Below are 21000 nucleotides of genomic sequence, written 5' to 3'. Positions count from 1 at the left end.
GCGACATGACGAACCTCAAGCCCGCCAACACCACCCCCGTCGCCGACGCCGGAGGAGGCGACCCCGCGGCCCCCGCCGGGCGCGCCCGCGCCGGCTGGCGCTCCCTCCTGCCGACCATGACCCCCTGGCTCGCGATCGGCCTCGTCCTCGTCGTCGGCATCACCCTGTTCGGCGTCCTCGGGCCGCTCTTCGTGGGCGACCCGCGGCAGATCCGCGACCAGGGCCTGACCCCGCCGTCCGCGGAGTTCTGGCTCGGCACCACCCAGACCGGCCAGGACGTCCTCGCGCAGCTCGCCTACGCGACCCGCGGCTCCCTCCAGATCGGACTCCTCGTCGGCGTCCTCGCCACCGTGCTCTCCGCCTTCTTCGGCATCTACGGCGCCTACCGCGGCAAGTTCCTCGACGACGCGTTCTCCCTGTTCACCAACGTCTTCCTGGTCATCCCGGGCCTGCCGCTGGTCATCGTCATCTCCGGGTTCGTGCCCCGCGAGAGCCGCGGACTGTGGACCATCGCCGTCGTCCTCGCCGTCACCGGCTGGGCCGCCTCCGCGCGCGTCCTCCACGCCCAGACCCTCTCGGTGCGCCAGCGCGACTACGTGGCCGCCTCCCAGGTCTCGGGCGAGCGCCCCTGGCGCGTCATCGTCGTCGAGATCCTCCCGAACCTGCTGCCGGTCATCGCCTCGCAGTTCGTCTTCGCGGTCATCGCCGCGATCCTCGGCGAGGCCGGCCTCTCCTACATCGGGCTCGGCGCCTCCAACTCCGCGACCCTGGGCACCATGCTCTTCTACGCCCAGAACGGGTTCGCGCTCTCACTCGGCGCCTGGTGGTGGTTCGTGCCGCCGGGCCTCATGATCGCCCTGTTCGGCATGGGCCTGTCCCTCGTCAACTTCTCCATCGACGAGGTCATCAACCCCAAGCTCAAGAACCTGCGCCAGCACCGCAAGCGCGCCCGCCGCGCCCTCCGCCTCGAACGCGACCTCGCACGCCGCGCCAGCTTGGAGACCGACCGGTGACCACCACCACCGCGCCCCCCGTGCTCACCGTCGAGGACCTCACCGTCGTGTACGAGGTCGAGGAGCCCGTCACCGCCGTGCGCGGCGCCGACCTCACCCTCCACCGCGGCGAGATCCTCGGCCTCGCCGGCGAGTCCGGCTGCGGCAAGACCACCCTCGCCTACGCCGTCAACCGGCTCCACCGCCCGCCGGCCCGCATCGCCTCGGGCCGCATCACCTTCCACGACCGCTCCGGCGAGGACGTCGACATCCTCGCCCTGGAGGACCGCGAGCTCCGCGCCTTCCGCTGGGACAAGCTCTCCATGGTCTTCCAGGGCGCGATGAACGCCCTCAACCCGGTCGGCACCGTCCGCGCCCAGCTCCGCGACACCCTCCTCGCCCACCGGCCCCGCATGTCCCGCAAGGAGGTCCGCGAGCGCTCCGAGGACGTGCTCCGCCGCGTCGGCGTCGACCCCCGCCGCCTCGGCTCCTACCCGCACGAGCTCTCCGGCGGCATGCGCCAGCGCGTCATGATCGCCATGGCCATGCTCCTGGAACCGCAGATCATGATCATGGACGAGCCGACCACCGCGCTCGACGTGGTCGTCCAGCGCGACATCCTCCGCGAGATCGTGCGCCTGCGCGACGAACTCGACTTCGCCGTCGTCTTCATCACCCACGACCTGCCGCTGCTCCTGGAGATCAGCGACCGCATCGCCGTCATGCTCGAAGGCGAGATCGTCGAACTCGACACCGCCGAGGGCCTCTACCGCGACGCCAAGCACCCGTACACCAAGAAGCTCCTGGGCTCCTTCCCGAGCCTCTCGGGCGAGCGCGGCGCCTTCATCCGCACCGGCGTCGACGAGACCGAGACCGCCGCCGCCGGAGCATCCACCGAGGAGCGAGCATGACCAGCGTCCACGTCGCCGACCTGGTGAAGGACTACACGATCCGCAACGGCCTCAAGCGCACCCGGCTGCGCGCGGTCGACCACGTCAGCCTCGACCTTACCCCCGGGCGCACCGTCGCCCTCGTCGGCGAGTCCGGCTCCGGGAAGTCCACCATCGCGAAGATCCTCACCCGCATGGAGACCCCCACCTCCGGCACGGTCGACGTCAAGCGCGACGACGGCACCGCCGTCGAACGGGCCGCCTACCGCCGCGAGGTCCAGATGGTCTTCCAGGACCCCTTCGCCTCCCTCAACCCGTTCCACTCCATCGAGCACCACATCGCCCGGCCCCTGCGCATCCACGGCCGCACCGCCGCGGGCGAGGAGACCCGGGCGCGCGTGCTGGAGATGCTCGAACGCGTCAACCTCACCCCCGCCGCGACCATCGCGCCCCGGCGCCCCCACGAGCTCTCCGGCGGGCAGCGCCAGCGCGTCGCCATCGCCCGCGCGCTCGCCCCCGGCGCCAAGGTCCTCATCGCCGACGAACCGGTGTCCATGCTGGACGTCTCGATCCGCCTCGGCGTGCTCAACCTCCTCGGCCGCCTCCAGCGCGAGGACGACCTCGCCGTCCTGTACATCACCCACGACCTCGCCACCGCCCGCCACTTCTCCGACGAGATCACCGTGCTCTACCGCGGCCGCGTGGTCGAGCGCGGACCCGCCGACGCGGTCATCCTCGACCCGCACCACGCGTACACCAAGCTCCTCGCCGCCGCCGCGCCCGACCCCGAGCGCCTCGGCCGCGTCACCGCCTCCGATCCGGTCGACCGGGACGCCATCGACAACAGCGCCTGCTACGACCACTTCGCCGGCGAATGGCGCGAGGCCGGCGTCCCCGCCGCGAAGGCGCAGACCGTCACCCCCACCTGACACCGCCCGGGACCGGCGCTCCCGCGCGACCGCACCAACCTTTGAGGACCCACATGACCTACCTTCCCGCGACGTTCCGTCCGCTCCACGAGGGCTGGACCCTGACCGCCGCCGACCTCCCCGCGGACGCGCCCGTCGACGCGGCGGCGCTGGCCGCCGGCGTCCCGGCCGCCGTGCCGGGCGAGGCGCACCTGGACCTGCGCCGCGCCGGGCTCATCGCCGACCCGTTCGACGGCGACAACGAGGCCGCGCAGCAGTGGATCGGCGACACGTCATGGCGGTTCGAGGCCGCGTTCACGTGGACGGCGGACGGGTCCGAGCGCCACGACCTCGTGGCCCTCGGCCTCGACACCGTCGCGACCGTGTCGCTCAACGGCACCGAGGTGGGCCGCACGCAGAACCAGTTCCGCTCCTACCGGTGGGACGTGCGCGAGCTGCTGCGCGAGGGCGAGAACCGCCTCGCGGTGGTCTTCGCCGCCCCGGTCCCCGAGGCCGCGGCGCGGGCCGAGCGCGACGGCGCGCTGCCGCGCACCAACCACCACGACTACAACCAGCTCCGCAAGATGGCCTGCTCCTTCGGGTGGGACTGGGGCGTCGACGTCGCGGGCGCCGGGATCTGGAAGCCGATCGGCCTCGACTCGTGGTCCGGCGTCCGCGTCACCGGGGTGCGCCCCCTGGTCGACGTCGTGGCGAACGCGGGCGGCGGCCACGACGGCGTCCTGACCGCGCACGTCGACGTCGAGCGCGCCGCCGGGACCGGCCCGGTGCCCGTCGAGGTCGCCGTGACCGGCCCCGACGGCGAGGTGCTGCGCGCCGATGCGACCGTCGCCGACGGCAAATCCTCCACTGTGGTCACCCTGACGGTGCCGGACGTGCGCCGCTGGTGGCCCGTCGGCCACGGCGACCAGCCCCTCTACGCCGTCGCGGTCACCGCCGGCGAGGGCGACTGGCACGGCCGCGTCGGCTTCCGCACCGTCGCGCTCGACACCGCGCCCGACGCCGCCGGGGCCCCGTTCGAGATCAGCGTCAACGGCGAGCGCGTCCTGGTGCGCGGCGCCAACTGGATCCCCGACCACGCCTTCCTCACCGAGATCGACCGCGACCGGTACACCAGGCGCGTGGACGACGCCCTGGACGCCAACGTCAACCTGCTGCGCGTGTGGGGCGGCGGGATCTACGAGTCCGACGACCTCTACGACCTCGCCGACGAGCGCGGCCTGCTCATGTGGCAGGACTTCCTGTTCGCCTGCGCCGCCTACAGCGAGGAGGACCCGCTGCGGTCCGAGGTCGAGGCCGAGGTCCGCGAGAACGTGGCCCGCCTCAGCCCGCACCCGTCGCTGATCCTGTGGAACGGCAACAACGAGAACACCTGGGGCTCGGTCGACTGGTCCTGGGCGCACCGCCTCGGCGGCCGCGGCTGGGGCGACGCGTACTACACCGAGCTGCTCCCGGCGGTCCTGTCCGAACTGGACCCGACCCGGCCGTACTCGCCCGCGAGCCCGCACTCGTTCGGCGACTACCGCCACCCCAACGACGAGCGCTACGGCACGATGCACATCTGGGACGTGTGGAACCGGGTCGACTACCGCGTCTACGCCGACTACCGGCCCCGCTTCGTCTCCGAGTTCGGCTTCCAAGCCCCGCCCGCCTGGTCGACCCTCACCGGGGTCGTCCACGACGAGCCGCTGGACCCCTTCGGCCACCAGATGCTGGTGCACCAGAAGGCGAACCTCGGCAACGCCAAGCTCCAGCGCGGCTGGCAGGGCCACCTGCCCGACCCGAAGTCCATCGAGGACTGGCACTGGACCACGCAGCTGAACCAGGCGCACGCGATCCGGTTCGGCGTCGAGCACTTCCGCTCGCTCACGCCCCACAACACCGGCACGATCCTGTGGCAGCTCAACGACAACTGGCCCGTGGTCTCCTGGGCCGCGGTCGACTTCGCCGAGCACCGCAAGCCGCTGTGGCACGCCCTGCGCGACATGTACGCCCCGCGCCTGGCGACCCTCCAGCCGCGGCCGTCCGAGCGGGCGCTCGCCGAGGCCTGGGAGGGCCTGCCGCCCGAGCTCGACGCGCTCGCGCTGGTCCTGGTCAACGACACCGGCGAGGACTACGAGGGCGCGTTCACCCTGGTGCGCGAGGCCTTCGACGGCACCGTCCTCGCCAAGGCCGCCGTGCGCGCCGCGGTGCCCGCCCGCGGCGCGGCCACCGTCACCGTCCCGGACGAGGTGGCCGCGTTCGGCGACCCGACCGCGGAGTTCGTGGCCGCCGTCGCCGACGACGGCGCCTTCGCAACGGCGTACGGGTACGGGGCCGAGGTGGCCGACCAGCGGCTCGACCCGAGCCCGCTGCGCGTCGAGGCCGTCGCGGCCCAGGGCGCCGTGGAGCTGCGCCTGACCGCGACCTCCCTGGCGCGTGACGTGTACTGCCACGCCGACACCGCGGACCCGCGCGCCCGGGCCGACCGGGGCATGATCACGCTGCGCGCGGGGGAGTCGGCCGTCATCCGCGTCGCGACCCCCGCCGGGGCCGCCCCGGACGCGTTCGCCGCCGCCCTGCGCTGCGCGAACGACCTGCTCTAGTACGACGATCCGCCGCCCGGCCCGCGAGGCCGGGCGGCGCCGCGAGGAGACGCGACATGGCACTGCGATGGTCCACACCGGACTTCGACCTCGAGTTCGCCACGGACGACGGCGCACCGGTGACCCTCCGGTCTCTCACCGCCGCCGGAGCGCCGCCCGGCCCGCCCGCGACCACGCCGCCCCTCGTGGAGGTCCAGGCGCTCGGCCACGGCCGCTTCCCCGGCAGCCACCGCTACAGCGCCACCGCCGTCGGCGCGCGCCTGCGCTACACCGGGCACGACCTCGCCGGCGGCGAGCTCCGCCTCCACCAGGCCGACCCGGTCACCGGCCTCCACGCCACCAGCGTCTTCACGCCCTCGGACCGCGCCGTGCGCACCTGGACCGTCCTGCGCGCCGGCGACCGGCCCGTCGTGGTCCAGGCCGTGACCTCGCTCGTCCTCGGCACGTTCGTCAACGCCCGCACCGCGATCGACGACCTCGACGTCCTGTGGGGCGACAACGACTGGGTCGCCGAGTCCCGCTGGCACCGCGCCCCGCTGCGCGAGGTCGGCCTCCCCGCCATGGACCCCGCGGTCCACCACCACATGAACCGCGCCCGCATGGCCGTGACCACCCGCAGCTCCTGGTCCACAGGGGAGCGGCTGCCGACCGGCCTCGTCGTCCGCCGCGGCGGCGGCGCCGGGCTCGCCTTCCAGATCGAGCACAACGGCGCATGGCACTGGGAGCTCGGCGAGGACCGCACCGGCGCGTCGCTCGCGCTCCTGGGCCCCACCGACGCCGAGCACCAGTGGAGCGCCGAGCTCGCCCCCGGCGAGTCGTTCACCTCCGTGCCCGTCGCCGTCACCGTCGCCGAGGACGCCGACGACCCGGTCGCCGCCGCCCTCGCCAACCTCACCGCCCACCGCCGCGCCCTCACCGCCGGGGGCACCGCCGGCCTCGACGGCCCGCTGCCGGTGGTCTTCAACGACTACATGAACACCCTCATGGGCGACCCCACCGCCGCGAAGATCCTCCCGCTCGCCGAAGCCGCGGCCCGCGCCGGCGCGGACTACTACTGCATCGACGCCGGGTGGTACGACGACCACGCCGGCGGCTGGTGGGACGCGGTGGGGGAGTGGGAGCCCAGCCGCTCGCGCTTCCCCGACGGCCTCGACGCCGTCCTGGCCGCGATCCGCGGACTCGGCATGGTGCCCGGGATCTGGCTCGAACCCGAGGTCGTCGGCGTCCGCTCGGCGCTCGCCGACACCCTGCCCGCCGACGCGTTCTTCCAGCGCGGCGGCCACCGCGTGGTCGAGCACGGCCGCTACCAGCTCGACCTGCGCCACCCGGCCGCCCGCGCGCACCTCGACGCCGTGGTCGACCGCCTGGTCGGCATGGGCGTCGGCTTCTTCAAGCTCGACTACAACATCATGCCCGGACCCGGGACCGACACCGGCGGCCTCGCCCCCGGCGCGGGCCTGCTCGGGCACTGCCGCGCCTACCTCGACTGGCTCGACGCCGTCCTCGCCCGCCACCCCGGCCTTTTGATCGAGAACTGCGCCTCCGGCGGCATGCGGGCCGACTACGCCACCCTCTCCCGGCTCCACCTCCAGTCCACATCGGACCAGCAAGATCCGGTCCTGTACCCCGCCATCGCCGCCGCCACGCCCGCCTCGATCCTCCCCGAGCAGGCCGGCCACTGGGGCTACGCCCAGCCCGAGATGAGCGCCGAGGAGTCGGCCTTCACCCTCGTCGCCGGGCTCACCGGCCGCCTCTACCTGAGCGGCCACCTCGCCCGCATGGACGCCGAGCAGCTCGCGCTCGTCGCCACCGCCGTCGCCGCCCACCGGGAACTCCTGCCGCACACCAGGACCGCCGTGTCGTCCTGGCCGCTCGGCCTCGACCACCGCGGCCCCTGGCAGGCCTTCGCCCTGCACACCGAGACCGCCGCGGTCCTCACCGTCTGGCGCCTCCCCGGCGCCCCCGGCGCGCTCGAACTCGCCCTGCCCGCCCTCCGCGGCGAGCACGTCACCTGCGACCAGGTCTTCCCCGCCCCCGGCACCCCCGGCATGGGCGAGTGGAGCCACGCCTGGAACGCCGCCGACGGCGTGCTCCGCATCGCGACCGACGTCCCCGCGCCCACCGCCCGCGTCCTGCGGCTGACCAAGGAGCGGCGCTAGCCGCGCCGCGGCCCGCGACGTACCCTCGACCGCACCGGCAACCGCTCGCCCCAACGAACATCGAGGTTCGACTTGATCATCGACAGCGCCGAAGTCATCGTCACCAGCCCGGACCGGAACTTCGTCACCCTCAAGCTGACCACCGACGACGGCCTCACCGGGCTCGGCGACGCGACCCTGAACGGCCGCGAACTGGCCGTCGTCGCCTACCTCACCGAGCACGTCGTCCCGCTGCTCCTCGGCCGCGACGCCCACCGCATCGAGGACACCTGGCAGTTCCTCTACCGCTCCGCGTACTGGCGGCGCGGCCCGGTCACCATGGCCGCCGTCGCGGCGGTCGACACGGCCCTGTGGGACATCAAGGGCAAGGCCGCCGGCATGCCGGTCTACCAGCTCCTCGGCGGCGCCTCCCGCACCGGGCTCCTCACCTACGGCCACGCCTCCGGCAAGGACCTCCCCGAACTCTTCGACTCCATACGCGCCCACCAGGAGCAGGGCTACCGCGCGATCCGCGTCCAGACCGGCGTCCCGGGCCTGAAGTCGATCTACGGCATCGCCTCCAACGCCACCTACGAGGCCATGGACGGCGTCCGCTACGACCACGAGCCCGCCCAGCGCGGCGCCCGCCCCGCCGAGGAGGACTGGGACACCCGCTCCTACCTGCGCCACGTGCCCGCCGTCTTCGAAGCCGTCCGGGCCGAGTTCGGACCCGAGCTGCCGCTCCTGCACGACGCCCACCACCGCCTCACCCCGATCCAGGCCGCGCAGCTCGGCAAGTCCCTCGAGCCGTACGACCTGTTCTGGCTCGAGGACGTCACCCCCGCCGAGAACCAGGAGGCCCTGCGCCTGGTCCGGCAGCACACCACCACGCCCCTCGCGATCGGCGAGATCTTCAACACCGTGTGGGACTACCAGCAGATCATCCGCGAGCAGCTCATCGACTACGTGCGCTCGGCGGTCACCCACACCGGCGGCATCTCGCACCTCAAGAAGGTCCTCGACTACGCCGCGCAGTACCAGATCAAGTCCGGCATGCACGGCCCCACCGACATCAGCCCCGTCGGCATGGCCGCCGCCATGCACCTGGGCCTGTCGATCCACAACTTCGGCATCCAGGAGTACATGCGGCACGGCGCCAGGACCGACGAGGTCTTCCGCCAGTCCTTCACCTGGACCGACGGGTACCTGCACCCCGGCGACGCGCCCGGCCTCGGGGTCGAGCTCGACCCCGACGAGGCCGGCAAGTACCCGTACGTGCAGGCCTACCTGCCGTTCAACCGCCTCCACGACGGCACCGTCCACGACTGGTGACCGGCGCCCCCGGTCACGGCCGCAGCCCGTCCAGCACGTCGTCCGCCGGGCAGCGGCCCCGGTCCACGTAGCGGTCCCGGAACGCCGCGAGCACCGACTGCAACCGCAGGGGCGTGCCGTTGCGCCGCAACGCCTCCGACGCCGCCGTGAAGCACGCCAGCGCCGTCTTGTGGAGGACCGGGTCGTCCAGGCCGATGCGGGCGGCCCGCTCCCACACCGGCTCCGGCGGCTGCGGACGGTCCCCGCACAGCGCCGAGGTCGCCTCGAAGGCGGCCTCGGCCGCGACCGGGTCGTCCACCAGCGTCGTCGCCACGACCGCCGGGACGATCCAGCCGTCGCCGTGCTGCTGGTCGATCATCCGCAGCTCCAGCCAGCCGCGCGGCCGCACCTGCGGGAAGAGCGTGCTCAAGTGGTACTCGACGTCCTCCAGCGTCGGCCGCGCCCCGTCCACGCCGTCCCTGATCCACGACCGCAGCGTCAGCCCCGGCGGCGCCGACCACGACCCCGGCGGATCGCACCGCACGCACATGACCTCGGCGTCCAGCGCGTACCGCGCGAAGTCCGCGCGCAGGTCGCCCGACTCGGAGATCGGCCGGCCCCACCCGGGGAGCTTCGACCACAGCGCCTGCCGCATCGACTTCCACCCGCTCGCGCGCCCCTCCAGCACCGGCGAGTTCGCGAACGCGGCCACCAGCACCGGGCCCAGCCGGTGCACCAGGTCCCAGCGCCCGCGGAGCCCCGTGATCCCCGGACCGTCCTCGCCCGCATCGAGATTGACCTGGATCGACGCCGTGCCGCACATGACCCGCCGGCCCCACGGGCCCGTCCGGTCGTAGTACGCCTCCATCGCCCGGTACCGCTGGTCGTCCACGAACCGCACCGGATCGCGCACCCCGTCGAACCCGCCCCCGCGCACCGACTGCCCCCGCTCCGCGAGCGCCGCCTCCAGCGCGGCCTGGTCCGCCTCCACCGCCGCGACGCACGCGGCCAGGTCCTCCGCCGGAGGCGAGCTCAACTCGACCTGGCCGCCCGCCTCCCTGGTCACCAGCCCGCCGAACGGCAGGTCCCAGCCGGTCTCCAGATCGCCCCGCGGCTCGACCAGCCACTCCAGCTCCACTCCGACGCGCCGGGCCGGGCCGGTCGTGAACCCCGTCCTGCCGATGAACTCCGCCGCTTCGTCTTCGGTCAACGCCGCCATGCCGTCTGCCTTTCGCTCCATGCCCGGTGACGAGCAAGCTCCGCGCGGACCTGGGCCCACCCGGAGGTCTCGGAGTGTGCCCAGAACCGAAGTCCATTAAGCAACGGTCGGGTGCGGTCTGGGAAGACCCTCGCGGTGCCGTTCTGCGCCCGCGCGCCGCCGGGACCCCGGGGAGGCGGGGCCGCACTAGGCTGGGCGGTCGACGCCGAGCCCGCGGCAGGGGAGCGGCCCGCCTGGAAGGACCCTCATGAGCGACTCCGGAACCGCTTTGATCGCGCTGGCGCTGATCCTGATCGTCGGCGCGGTGGCGGCCGTGGCGGGTGCGCTGCGCTCCAACCGGAACCGCGCCTCGATCGCCGCGTCGGCGCCGCTCGGGCCCGCGCGGCCGGGCGAGTGGTCGCTGGTGCTCGACGCGACCGGCGCCCGGCAGGTCCACGTCGTCAAGGAGATCCGGGCCATCACCGGGCTGGGGCTCCTTGAAGCGAAGCAGCTGACCGACCGCACCCCCTCGACCGTGCTCGCCGGCGTCGACCACGCCTCGGCCAGCGCCGCCTACCGGATGCTGGCCGCGGTCGGCGCGACCGTCCGGATCACCGAGACCGGCACCCCGGAGTCCGCCCCGCCGGCCGAGGGCCGGTTCAACGTCGTCCTCGACGGCGCGGGCCCCAAGAAGATCCAGGTCATCAAGGAGATCCGGGCGCTCACCAGCGTCGGCCTCGCCGAGGCGAAGCAGCTCTCCGAGCGCACGCCGTCGACGATCCTCTCGGGGGTCGGCCAGGAGGCCGCGGCCGCCGCGAAGGCCCGCCTGAGCGGCGCCGGCGCCGCCGTCCGGATCATCGGCTCCTGACCGGAGGCGGCGCCCGCGCGCCGGTGTCCTAGCCGGTCTCCTCGACCAGGCCGATGATGACCCCTGCGGGGCCGCGGACGTTGAGGTACCGGTACTGATCGCCGAAGCGCGCCGTCCCGCCGAGGGGCTCGGCCCCGTGGGCGCGGAGTCGCGCGGCGGTGTCGTCGACCGAGTCGACGACGAACGTGAGCCGGGGGATGCCCGGGACGTGCAGCGCCGGCCTCGGCGCGGGGCCGCCGTCGTCGGGGGAGTGGAACACCGAGAGCTCGACCCGGCCGGCGCCGTCGGGCGACTTCACGAAGGCGACGTCGGAGACGACGCCCTCGAGCCCGATGAGCAGGTCCACCTCGGGGCCCTGGACCGTGGTCTCCCCTTCGAGCTCCATGCCCAGCTCCAGGAAGAACGCGATCGCCGCGGGCAGGTCCTCCACGACGATGCCGACGTGGTCCATGCGTTTGAGCGCCATCTCGGTTCACCTCCGTCCTTCCGCGTCCGCGGACTCGTAGTAGCGGCGGGCGCTGCTGCCCACCCGGCTCAGGTCGGTGCCGTACACATGCAATGAGATCGCGGTCTCGGCGCCGGTGTTGCGGATCAGGTGGATGTCCCCGGGCGGGGCGAAGCCGGTGACCTCGCCGACGCGGTTGTCGCCGGCGCCGATCGGGCGCAGGTCCGCGTCGAAGCGCTCCTCGTGCTCGACGCCCTGGAGGACGCCGACCACGCACCAGGTGACGTGGTCGTGGATGCGGGTGGTCTGGCCCGGCCGCCAGATCACGGCGGTCACGGAGAAGCTCCCGTCGGGCTCGGCGTGCAGGAGGTGCCCGACCGGGCCGTCGGGGTCGCCGAGCCGCTGCTCGGGCGTGAGGACCTCGGGTCCGGGCAGGCGGCCGCGGAGCGCGTCCGCGACGAGTTCGGCGGCCGCGGCCCAGTCGGGCCGGCTGCGGAGCGCGGTGCGGACCGCGCCGGTGACACCGGCGAGCGCGGGTGTCGCGATGATCGTGGTGGTCATGGGGACAGCCTCCCCCCGAACGACCCATCAGTCCAATGCCGGATTCGTTGGTGACCGATAGATATCATCGATACATGCTCGATCTCCAGCGGCTCCGCGTCCTGGCGGCGGTCGCCGCGCACGGATCGGTCACCCAGGCCGCGAAGCACCTCCACTACGCGCAGCCCTCCGTCAGCCACCACCTCTCCCGGCTGGAGGCCGAGACCGGGGCGCGGCTGGTCCAGCGCGTCGGGCGCGGCATCCGGCTCACCCCCGAAGGCGAGATGCTGGCGCGGCGCGCCGTCGAGATCCTCGGCCGCGCGGACGCGGCCGAGGCCGAACTGGAGGCCATGATCGGCCTCCGCACCGGCCGGGTCCGGGTCGCCGGGTTCCAGTCGGTGCTGAGCACCCTCGTCCCCGAGGCGGCGGCCGCGATGCGCCGCGACCACCCGGGCATCCGGCTCCAGCTGGTCGACGCGCACCCCGCGGCCGGGCTCGCGATGCTCCGCGCCGGCGAGGTCGACGCCGCCTTCGTCTTCCGCTACGACGACGAGCTGCCCGGCGACGTGCGCGGCGTCCACCTCTTCGACGACCCGATGTACCTGCTCAGCTCCCGCGAGGGCGAGACCCTGCTCGACCACCGCGAGTCCTCCTGGATCGCCGGGTGCGTGCGCTGCCGCCAGGAGCTCCTCGAACTGTGCGAGGCCACCGGGTTCACGCCCGAGATCGCCTACACCAGCGACGAGATCATCGTCCAGCAGGCGCTGGTCGCGGCCGGCCTGGGCGTGACCACCATCCCGGGGCTCGCGCTGCGCACCCACCGCCGCGGCGACGTCGCGGCCACCCGGATCGACCGCCACCGCCGCATCCACCTCGCGACCTACGGCGAACCGCCCGACCCGCCCGCGACCGCGGCGTTCATCACCGCGCTGCGCGCGGCGGCCCGGCCGTACGCCTGACACCGCCTACGCGTGCTGGACGCGGTCGAGCGTCGCCGAAACCGGTCAGGTCCGGGGCGGCCCGGTCGAGCCCCGGGGCGAGAGCTCGGCGGGGCGGCACCGGACCGCGGCGTGCCGCTCCGGCTCGGCCCCGATGACGGCGAGGAGCGCCTGGGCGCACTGGGCGCCGTACGCGGTGATGTCCCGGGTGAGGGAGGTCAGCGCGGGGTGGGTGAGGCGGCACAGCGGCGAGTCGTCCCACGCCACGATGGACAGCCCCCCGGGGACGGCGATGCCGAGCTCGTGGGCGACGCCGAGGCCCGCGACGGCCATGACGTCGTTGTCGAACACGATCGCGGTGGGTCGGCCGGGCGCGGTGAGGAGCCGCCGCGTGACGCGCGCGCTCTCCTCCCCGGTGTAGTCGCAGTGGACCGTGGTCACGGACGCGAAGCCGAGCCCGGCGGCGGTCTCGGCGTACGCCCGGTCCCGGATCGCGGTGTGCAGCAGGTGGGGGAGCCCGGCGACGCGGGCGATGCGGCGGTGCCCCAGCGCGTGCAGGTATTCGAGCACGTCGCGGCACGGCTCGGCGTCGTCGTGCCAGACCGCGGGCAGCCGCGCGCCCTGGACCGGGCCGCCGACGGCGACGGCGGGCAGGCCCAGGTCGGCGACGCGGTCCAGGCGCGGGTCGTCGACCCCGATGTCGCACAGGAGGATGCCGTCGACGCGCCGCTCCGCCCACCAGCGCCGGTACACCTCCAGCTCGGCGTCGAGGGAGTCGACGATCTGGAGCGTCAGGCCGAAGGACGCGGCCGAGAGCGTGGCCTCGATGCCGGAGATGAGCTCCATGAAGTACGGCTCGATCCCGAGGGTCCGGGCCGAGCGCCGCAGGGCGATGCCCACCGCCTGCGCCGACGCCACCGAGAGGGACCGGGCCGCGCGGTTGCGGACGAACCCCATCTCGGCGGCGATGGCGAGGATCCTGGCGCGGGTGGCGTCGGAGACGCCGGGGCGGCCGTTGAGCGCGTACGAGACCGCGCCCTTCGACACGCCCGCGGCGGCGGCGATGTCCGCGATGGTGAACCGCCTTGCCATGGGTCTCCTCACGGGCTCAGGCGTGCGCCGCGACCCAGTGGTGCTCGTCGACCTCGGTCAGCGGCGGCGGCGGGAGTTCGCGGTCGCCGTCGGGCTCCAGCTTCTCGGGCACGGCCTCGCTGTCGGACCACTTGCGGTGCAGCTGCGGCACGGACGCGAGGAGGTTCCGCGAGTACGGGTGCCGCGGGTCGGTGAACACCTTGCCGGTCGCCCCGCACTCCACCACCGCGCCGTGGCGCATGATGACCACGCGCTCGCTGATGTAGTTCGCCAGCGAGAGGTCGTGCGTGATGAACAGGACGCCGAGGCCGCGCTCCTTCAGCTCGCCGAGCAGGTTGAGCACGTCGATGCGGGTCGAGGCGTCGAGCATGGAGATGATCTCGTCGGCGACGAGGACCTTGATGTCGAGCAGCAGGGCCCGGGCTATGAGCATCCGCTGGAGCTGCCCGCCGCTGAGCTGGTGGGGGTACTTGCCGAGCACGGCGCCTGGGTCGAGGCGCACCCCTTGGAGGACGTCCTCGACGCGGGCGGTCCACTCGGCGCGCTTGACGCCGGGGAAGTAGGACTCGCGGACGGTCTCGAAGATTCTGTCGGCCTTGAAGATCGGGTTGTAGCTGCTGAACGGGTCCTGGAAGACGCCCTGCACCCGCCGGTAGTAGGCCTTCCGGGCGGCGTGGCCCTTGGCCGCGACGTCCTCGCCGTCGAGCAGGATCCGACCGCGGGTGACGGAGGTGAGCTGGAGGACCATCTTGCCGATGGTGGTCTTGCCGCTGCCGGACTCGCCGACGACGGAGAGGACCTCGCCGGGGGCGATGTCGACGCTGACGTCGCGGACGGCGGTCAGGCGCTTGGAGCCGAGCGCCCCGACCCGGTACGACTTCCACACGTGCTTGAGTTCGAGCATCTCAGTTCGCCTTCCAGCAGGAGACCTCGTGGCCGGCCTCGACGGCGACCTTCGGGGGCTCGGCCTCGCACTCCTCGGACGCGAGCGGGCACCGGGCGCGGAACCGGCACCCGGTGGGCGGGTTCAGCAGGTGCGGGGGCTTGCCGGGGATGCTCTGGAGCCGCTCGTCGCCGTATTCGAGCCCCACCTCTGGCAGGGCGCCGATGAGCGCGCGCGTGTAGGGGTGCTTGGGGGACTTGATGATCGTCTCGGCGGGGGCCTTCTCGACGATCTGGCCGGCGTACATGACCATGATGGTGTCGGCGATCTGGTACACCAGGGACAGGTCGTGGGTGACCACGATCATCGACTTGACGAAGCCCATGTCGCGGAAGCGGACCAGCGTCTCGGCGACGGCCTTCTGGTTGGTGACGTCGAGCGCGGAGGTGACCTCGTCGGCGATGAGCAGGCTCGGGTCGAGGAGGGTCGACAGGACCATGACCACGCGCTGCTTCATGCCGCCGGACAGCTCGATCGGGTAGTTGTCGAGCACCCGCTCGGAGAGGCCGACGAGGGCGAGGCGGCGCACGAGCTCGTCCTTGAACTCGCGGTACGACTTGCCTCGCGCGCGCAGCAGCTCGGCGGTCATCTTCCCGATCTTGCGGGTCGGGTTGAGCGCGCTCATGGAGTACTGCGGGATGATCGAGACGGCGTTCCAGCGGCGCGAGTTCATCGCCTTGTCGTCGCCGATGGGCAGCTCGTCGCCGTCGAGGACGGCCGTGCCGGCGACGTGCCGCATCCGGCCGTCGAGGCGGATGAGGCTCTTGCCGAGGGTGGTCTTCCCGCAGCCGGACTCGCCGGCGAGGCCGACGATCTCGCCGTCCGCGAGGGAGAACGAGACGCCGTCGAGGGCCTTCACGTCGCCCTTGAGGGTGCGGTAGTGGACCTTCAGGCCCTCCACTTCCAGGGTCACGGCTACATCTCCCTCAGCTTGGGGTTGAAGACCTCGTCGAGGCCGACGTTGGTGATGTACAGCGCCCCGACGATCAGGGTGATCGCGAGGCCGGGCGGGACGAACCACCACCACATGCCGAGGTGGAGGGAGCTCCACGCCATCGACTGCTGCATCATGGTGCCGAGCGAGACGGCGTTGGCGGGCCCGAGGCCGATGAAGTCGAGCATGGCGGCGAACAGGATCGCGCCGCCGAAGAGCAGGATCATCGACATGAGCAGGTAGGACGCCATGTTCGGCATGATCTCGCGGACGATGATCTGCGAGGAGCGCTTGCCGGTGAGGCGGGCGAGGTCCACGTAGTCGCGGTTCGCGAGCGTGAACGTCTGCGCGCGCACGGCCCTGGCCACCCACGGCCAGGAGAAGACGCCGATGATGACGGCCTGCGAGACGACGCCGCGGACCTCCAGGTAGGAGCTGATGACGATGAGGACCGCCAGCGCCGGGAGGACCAGGACCACGTTGGTGATCATGTTGAGGACCTCGTCGACGAGGCCGCCGCGGTAGCCGGCGGTGAAGCCGACCGCGAGGCCGATGACGAACGAGATGCCGCCGCCGAGGGTCCCGACCAGGTACGAGGACCGGAGGCCGTGCACGAACTGCGTGAACACGTCCTGTCCGAAGTAGGTGGTGCCGAACCAGTACTCCCCGGAGGGCGCCTCGGACTTGGGGCCGACGTATTCGTTGGGGGAGTCGGAGAGGAAGAACGGCCCGAAGAGGCCGAGCAGGAGCAGCGCGAGCACGATCGAGAGGCCGACGGCGACCTTGGGGTTGCGCAGGGCGAAGTACAGGTGCTCGTTGCGGCGCCCGACCGGTTCGGTCGCGAGGACGACTTCGGCGCTCATGACTGGCCTCCTTCGAGTCCGAGGCGGGTGCGGGGGTCGACCAGGACGTACACGACGTCGGCCAGGAAGTTGAAGACGAGGACGCCGATGACGATGAACAGCAGGATGCCCTGGAGCAGGAAGAAGTCCTGGCTGCTGATGGCGTTGAGCAGGAGGCTGCCCAGGCCCGGGTAGGCGAACACGACCTCGGTGACCAGCGCCCCGCCGACGACCACGCCCAGTTGCAGCGCGAGGCCGGTGATCTGGGGCAGGACGGCGTTGCGGAACGCGTAGCGGCGCACGAGCCGGTTCGGCGCCCCGAGGGCCTGGAGGTAGTTCGAGTAGTCCGACTCGAGCTCGTAGATGACCAGGTTCCGCATCCCGATGGCCCAGCCGCCGAGGGCGACCACGAACAGCGACAGGAACGGCAGGAACCAGTGGTGGAGCAGGTCCACGATGAACGTCCAGGTGAACGCCGGGGTGAGCGCGAAGCTGTAGCCGCCGGCGACGGGGAACCAGCCGAGGATGATGCCGCCGACCCAGGCGAGGAGGATCGCCAGCCACATGTACGGCACCGCGGTGAGGACGTACCCGATCGGCAGGGCCCCGTTGTCGAGGAGCTTGTTGCGGGCGGCCATGGCGCCCAGCGCGTTGCCGGCGAACCAGCTGAGCAGGATCGACGGCAGCAGCAGCGCGAGCGTGTACGGCAGGGCGTCGGCGACCACGCTCGCGACCGGCGAGGGGAACGCGAAGACGCTGACGCCGAGGTCGCCGCGGAACAGCGCGCCCCAGTAGTTGAGGTACTGCTGCCACAGCGGCACGTCGAGGCCGAACAGCTCGTTGAAGTACCCGCGCATGGCCTCGGAGGACTCGAGGTTGGCGACGGAGTTGCGGGTGAGCATCCGCGCCACCGGGTCGCCGGGCATCATCCGCGGCACGGCGAAGTTGATCGAGACGGCGATGACGAACGTCAGTCCGTAGATGAGCAGTTTGCGCCGGAAGTAGCGGCCCATGGGAACTCCTGGTGACGGGTCGGGCGGGGCCGGGACCGGCCCCGCCCCGCGGGTCTACTCGGCGAGCTTGAGCTCGGTCAGCATGTAGATCGCACCCATGTTCCAGAGGCTGTTCCACATGGACGGGAACACCTGCGGGCCCCCTCCGGCGTCCGAGGGCCAGTTGGTCCAGACGCTGTTGTTGACCTGGGACCAGGCGCCGTTGTACCAGACCGGGATGGCCGGCATGTCCACCAGCGCGTGCCGCTGGAGTGCCGAGAGGATCTCCTGGTAGCGCGGGTCCTCGGCGGCGGTGCCGGCGAGCTCCTCGGTGAGGGCCCACGCCTCCTCGTTGGTCCAGCGCGAGAAGTTCGCCGTCGACTGGCTGTCGAGGACGGGGAGCTGGAACAGGTACCGGTAGTGGGTCCACGGCGTGTGGCTGGTGCCGCTCCAGTTGTTGAGCATGAGCTGGAAGTCGCCGGTGGTGCGGGCGTCGTCCACGGCGCCGGCGTCGAGGAACTCCTCGACGACGTTGATGCCCGCGGCGCGGAGGTCCGCGGCCATGCTGCGGGCGGCCTCCTCCCAGTCGGTCCAGCCGGTGGGGACGTTGAGCTTGAACTCGATCGGGTCCCCGCCCTTGGTCTCCACGAAGCCGTCGCCGTCGGCGTCGGCGTACCCGGCGGCGGCGAGGATCGAGGCGGCCTCGCTGGTGCTGAACGAGAACCCGACCTCGCCGATGACGGCCTGGTCGAGGTACTTGTCCCAGATGGGCAGCAGCCCGGTGGGGTTGGCGGCGGCGACGAGCCCGGAGTACACCGAGTCGACGATCTTGCCGGTGTCGATCGCGAAGGCCATGGCGCGGCGGAACTCGGGGTCGTCCAGAGGTTCGATCGTGGTGTTGGGGATGAGCATCGCGGTGTTCGCCGAGAGCATGTACGGCGGCCCGTCGAAGTAGGTGCTCAGGTCGGGGTTGGACGCGATGAGGTCCTGGATGCCGGGCAGGAAGTTGTTGGAGATGTCGAGTTCGCCCTGCGCCATGAGGTTGAGGGTGACCTCGTTGGAGGTGTTGACGATGTCGACGATGAACTTGGGCGCGACCTCCAGGCCGAGCGCCTCGGTGGCCCACCAGTCGTCGCGCTTGGCCCAGGCGAGCCGGTCCTGGTCGAAGCTGTGGACGGTGTAGGGGCCGGAGACGACGGGGCTCTCGTTCGCGCCGGTGAGGATCTCCTCCTCCGACAGCGCCGAGAACACGTGCTGGGGCACGATCTGCTCGGCCCACAGGAAGTTGTTCCACTCCTGGTGGCGCGCTTCGGTGAAGGTGAAGACCGCGGTGACGTCGTCGACGGCCTCGACGGAGGCGAGCCAGTTCCAGATGTTGGCGTAGGGCACCGCCTCGATCTGGCCGAGCTCGGCGGTGTACTTGACGTCCTCGGCGGTGAGCGCCTCGCCGTCGGACCATTTGATGCCGGCCCGGAGCTTGAGCGTGTACACGAGCTCCTCGGTCCACTCGCCGGACTCGGCGAGCCAGGGCGTGAGCTCGGTGGTGTTGGGGTCGAAGAGGAACAGGGTCTCGTAGCCGAGGCCGTTGAGGCCGGTGACCTCGCCGGGGTTGACCGTGTTCCAGTCGGCCGGCGGGCCCCAGGCGGTGCCGGTCGAGTAGAGGGTCTGGTTGCGGGGGAACTGGTCCATCGAGAGCTCCGAGGGGTCCTCGTCGCCGGTGCTCTCGTCGGTGCACGCCGTGGCCGCGAAGGCGGTGCCCGCGGCGATGGTGAAGATTGTGCGCCTTCTGATCATCTTCTGCTCCGCTTCGATTCGAGGGATGGAGGGACCCGGTCGGACGCTGGCGCGACGACGCGGTCGACGGTGTGAGGAGCGCAACTTAACCGGGTCAGTGATGGCACTGAATCATGAGCGTCAATGCGTGTCAAGAGAGGAAGGCGAAATCCCAGGCACCCGGCCCGCCCGATCAAGTGCTTTTCTCACATGTTGAGACATGTCGATGCGCTGCGGCCCCTATAGCCGGTCGACATCGAGGTCACGGGCGGAATGCGCAGTGTCGCAAGTTGATTGCAAACATTCCTTGGATATTGACGAGTCTAGATTCATGAGGTATGGTGCACGGGGCTTACTCGGTTCAGCTATCGATCGGCGTGTCGCCACGCCTGCTCCCTGATGCCGGAATCGCACCCATTGTGGACCGCATGTTCGGAAACGGCTGACTTCGCCCGCCATCCTGTTCTACGTTCGGAGCGGACCGGTCGTCCCGACACGGGGGCCGGCCGCGACGGCGGCGACCGTCTCCGTCCACATGCGACCGAAGGAGTCCCGGTGAACCGTATGGCCATGTTCGGAGCGGGCTCGATGCTGCTCGCAGGCACCCTCGCCGCCCTGCCGGGGGCCGCCGGCGCCCAGGGCCCGGAGGAGAAGACCCTCCTCGTCCAGGAGTCCTTCACCGGCGCGAGCCTCGACGACCCCGCGTTCCAGTCCCTCAACGTCTGCCTGACCGCCAACACCGTCGTCGGCGACGAGGACGAGTTCGACTCCTGCTCCGACGAGGCCGAGGGCCCCACCCCCGCCTCCGGGAAGGACCCCGGCTACCTCCAGCTCACCGACGCCGCGCTCTACGACTACGGCGGCATGGTCTACAACAAGCCCCTGGAGAACAAGGGCGGCATCGAGATCACCTTCGCGCAGTACCAGTACGGCGGCACCGGCGCCGACGGCATCTCGTTCTTCCTCGTCGAGGGCGACACCGACCTCACCCAGGTCGGCGCCTACGGCGGCAGCCTCGGCTACGCCCAGTTCGACCGCGCCAACGTCCAGCGCCACGGCGTCGACGGCGGCTACCTCGGACTCGGCCTCGACGCGTGGGGCAACTTCTCGGCCGACACCGAGGGCCGCGGCCGCGGCTGCCCCGAGCAGTACCGCGCCCCCGAGTACCTGCGCGAGTGGGGCGACCGCGCCCCCGACAACGTCGCGCTCCGCGGGCCCGGCCAGGGCCTCGACGGCTACTGCCTGCTCGCGACCACGGCCATCGACGAGCAGATCGGCTCCGACCACGACGGCGACATCTACGGCACGGACTTCCCCGAGAAGCTGAACACCGACACCCTCGAGGAGGCCAAGCGCCTCGTCAAGCTGAAGGTCTCCGACGACGAGCACCCGACGGTCACCGTGGACATCGACTTCCAGGACGGCAACGGCTGGAAGCGCGTCCTGGAGTCGCAGGTGCCCTTCAAGGCGCCCGAGACCTTCAAGTTCGGGTTCGCGGCCTCCTCCGGATACGCCACGAACGTCCACCTCATCCGCCACCTCCGCGTGGAGACCTTCGAGTAGACCGCACGCACGCCGGGCCGCGCCGTTCGG

The 21000-nt window shown here is 72.0% G+C and carries 18 protein-coding genes; 9 read left to right on the top strand and 9 right to left on the bottom strand.

Annotation, left to right across the window (positions count from 1 at the left end; all coding sequences use genetic code 11):
• The first annotated feature begins 5 nt into the window (after positions 1-5).
• The 6 genes from ABD419_RS24495 (at position 6) to manD (ending at position 8863) form a co-directional block, all read left to right on the top strand.
• Positions 6-1013 (top strand): ABC transporter permease, encoded by a 1008-nt coding sequence (locus ABD419_RS24495; RefSeq protein ID WP_344492618.1) that lies wholly within the window; start codon positions 6-8, stop codon positions 1011-1013.
• A complete protein-coding gene (locus ABD419_RS24490) occupies positions 1010-1903 on the top strand; it encodes an ABC transporter ATP-binding protein (protein ID WP_344492616.1) in 894 nt (297 codons plus the stop codon). Before ABD419_RS24495 ends, ABD419_RS24490 begins: the two co-directional genes overlap by 4 nt.
• Positions 1900-2811 carry an ABC transporter ATP-binding protein gene (locus tag ABD419_RS24485; protein WP_344492614.1) on the top strand — a complete coding sequence of 304 codons (912 nt, stop codon included), beginning with the start codon at positions 1900-1902 and terminating at the stop codon, positions 2809-2811. The genes ABD419_RS24490 and ABD419_RS24485 overlap by 4 nt, the downstream gene beginning before the upstream one ends.
• A gap of 53 nt (positions 2812-2864) precedes the next feature.
• The gene (locus tag ABD419_RS24480; RefSeq protein WP_344492611.1) at positions 2865-5393 is read left to right on the top strand and encodes a glycoside hydrolase family 2 protein; all 2529 of its coding nucleotides are present in this window, start codon (positions 2865-2867) and stop codon (positions 5391-5393) included.
• A 56-nt stretch (positions 5394-5449) separates the two neighbouring features.
• Positions 5450-7552: a glycoside hydrolase family 36 protein gene (locus ABD419_RS24475; RefSeq protein ID WP_344492608.1), complete on the top strand. Its 2103-nt coding sequence runs from the start codon at positions 5450-5452 to the stop codon at positions 7550-7552.
• 72 nt (positions 7553-7624) lie between these two features.
• Positions 7625-8863 (top strand): D-mannonate dehydratase ManD, encoded by a 1239-nt coding sequence (gene manD / locus ABD419_RS24470; protein ID WP_344492605.1) that lies wholly within the window; start codon positions 7625-7627, stop codon positions 8861-8863.
• A 13-nt stretch (positions 8864-8876) separates the two neighbouring features.
• On the opposite strand, the gene ABD419_RS24465 is transcribed toward manD, so the two are convergent.
• Complete coding sequence (locus tag ABD419_RS24465) at positions 8877-10061, bottom strand: glutamate-cysteine ligase family protein (protein WP_344492603.1); 1185 nt, start codon at positions 10059-10061, stop codon at positions 8877-8879.
• Positions 10062-10308: 247 nt separating this feature from the next.
• Between ABD419_RS24465 and ABD419_RS24460 the strand changes: the two genes are divergently transcribed.
• Positions 10309-10908 carry a ribosomal protein L7/L12 gene (locus ABD419_RS24460; protein WP_344492600.1) on the top strand — a complete coding sequence of 200 codons (600 nt, stop codon included), beginning with the start codon at positions 10309-10311 and terminating at the stop codon, positions 10906-10908.
• Positions 10909-10936: 28 nt separating this feature from the next.
• Here the strand turns inward: ABD419_RS24460 and ABD419_RS24455 are convergent, their stop codons facing one another.
• Together ABD419_RS24455 and ABD419_RS24450 are read right to left on the bottom strand one after the other, a co-directional pair.
• Positions 10937-11374 carry a VOC family protein gene (locus ABD419_RS24455; protein ID WP_344492598.1) on the bottom strand — a complete coding sequence of 146 codons (438 nt, stop codon included), beginning with the start codon at positions 11372-11374 and terminating at the stop codon, positions 10937-10939.
• 6 nt (positions 11375-11380) lie between these two features.
• On the bottom strand, positions 11381-11914 hold the full coding sequence (locus ABD419_RS24450; protein ID WP_344492596.1) for a cysteine dioxygenase family protein: 534 nt from the start codon (positions 11912-11914) through the stop codon (positions 11381-11383).
• A gap of 74 nt (positions 11915-11988) precedes the next feature.
• On the opposite strand from ABD419_RS24450, the gene ABD419_RS24445 reads away from it, so the two are divergent.
• On the top strand, positions 11989-12852 hold the full coding sequence (locus tag ABD419_RS24445; RefSeq protein WP_344492594.1) for a LysR family transcriptional regulator: 864 nt from the start codon (positions 11989-11991) through the stop codon (positions 12850-12852).
• 45 nt (positions 12853-12897) lie between these two features.
• Here ABD419_RS24445 and ABD419_RS24440 read toward each other — a convergent pair whose 3' ends face one another.
• The 6 genes from ABD419_RS24440 to ABD419_RS24415 are packed head-to-tail and all read right to left on the bottom strand — an operon-like array spanning position 12898 to position 19428.
• Positions 12898-13923: a LacI family DNA-binding transcriptional regulator gene (locus tag ABD419_RS24440; RefSeq protein WP_344492592.1), complete on the bottom strand. Its 1026-nt coding sequence runs from the start codon at positions 13921-13923 to the stop codon at positions 12898-12900.
• A 16-nt stretch (positions 13924-13939) separates the two neighbouring features.
• A complete protein-coding gene (locus tag ABD419_RS24435; protein ID WP_344492589.1) occupies positions 13940-14827 on the bottom strand; it encodes an ABC transporter ATP-binding protein in 888 nt (295 codons plus the stop codon).
• Position 14828: 1 nt separating this feature from the next.
• Positions 14829-15779 (bottom strand): ABC transporter ATP-binding protein, encoded by a 951-nt coding sequence (locus ABD419_RS24430; RefSeq protein ID WP_344492586.1) that lies wholly within the window; start codon positions 15777-15779, stop codon positions 14829-14831.
• Positions 15780-15781: 2 nt separating this feature from the next.
• Positions 15782-16663, bottom strand: a complete 882-nt coding sequence (locus ABD419_RS24425; RefSeq protein ID WP_344492583.1) for an ABC transporter permease — start codon at positions 16661-16663, stop codon at positions 15782-15784.
• Complete coding sequence (locus ABD419_RS24420) at positions 16660-17655, bottom strand: ABC transporter permease (RefSeq protein WP_344492580.1); 996 nt, start codon at positions 17653-17655, stop codon at positions 16660-16662. The genes ABD419_RS24425 and ABD419_RS24420 overlap by 4 nt, the downstream gene beginning before the upstream one ends.
• Positions 17656-17709: 54 nt before the next feature.
• Positions 17710-19428, bottom strand: a complete 1719-nt coding sequence (locus ABD419_RS24415) for an ABC transporter substrate-binding protein (protein WP_344492577.1) — start codon at positions 19426-19428, stop codon at positions 17710-17712.
• 543 nt (positions 19429-19971) lie between these two features.
• On the opposite strand from ABD419_RS24415, the gene ABD419_RS24410 reads away from it, so the two are divergent.
• Positions 19972-20970, top strand: coding sequence for an L-type lectin family protein (locus ABD419_RS24410; protein WP_344492574.1), 999 nt, complete (start codon positions 19972-19974; stop codon positions 20968-20970).
• Positions 20971-21000 lie beyond the last annotated feature (30 nt).

This window comes from Glycomyces endophyticus (genome assembly GCF_039531525.1).
GTDB lineage: Bacteria > Actinomycetota > Actinomycetes > Mycobacteriales > Micromonosporaceae > Glycomyces > Glycomyces endophyticus.
Note: the sequence above shows the minus strand (reverse complement) of the source record. Positions and strands in the feature narration are given on the sequence as shown.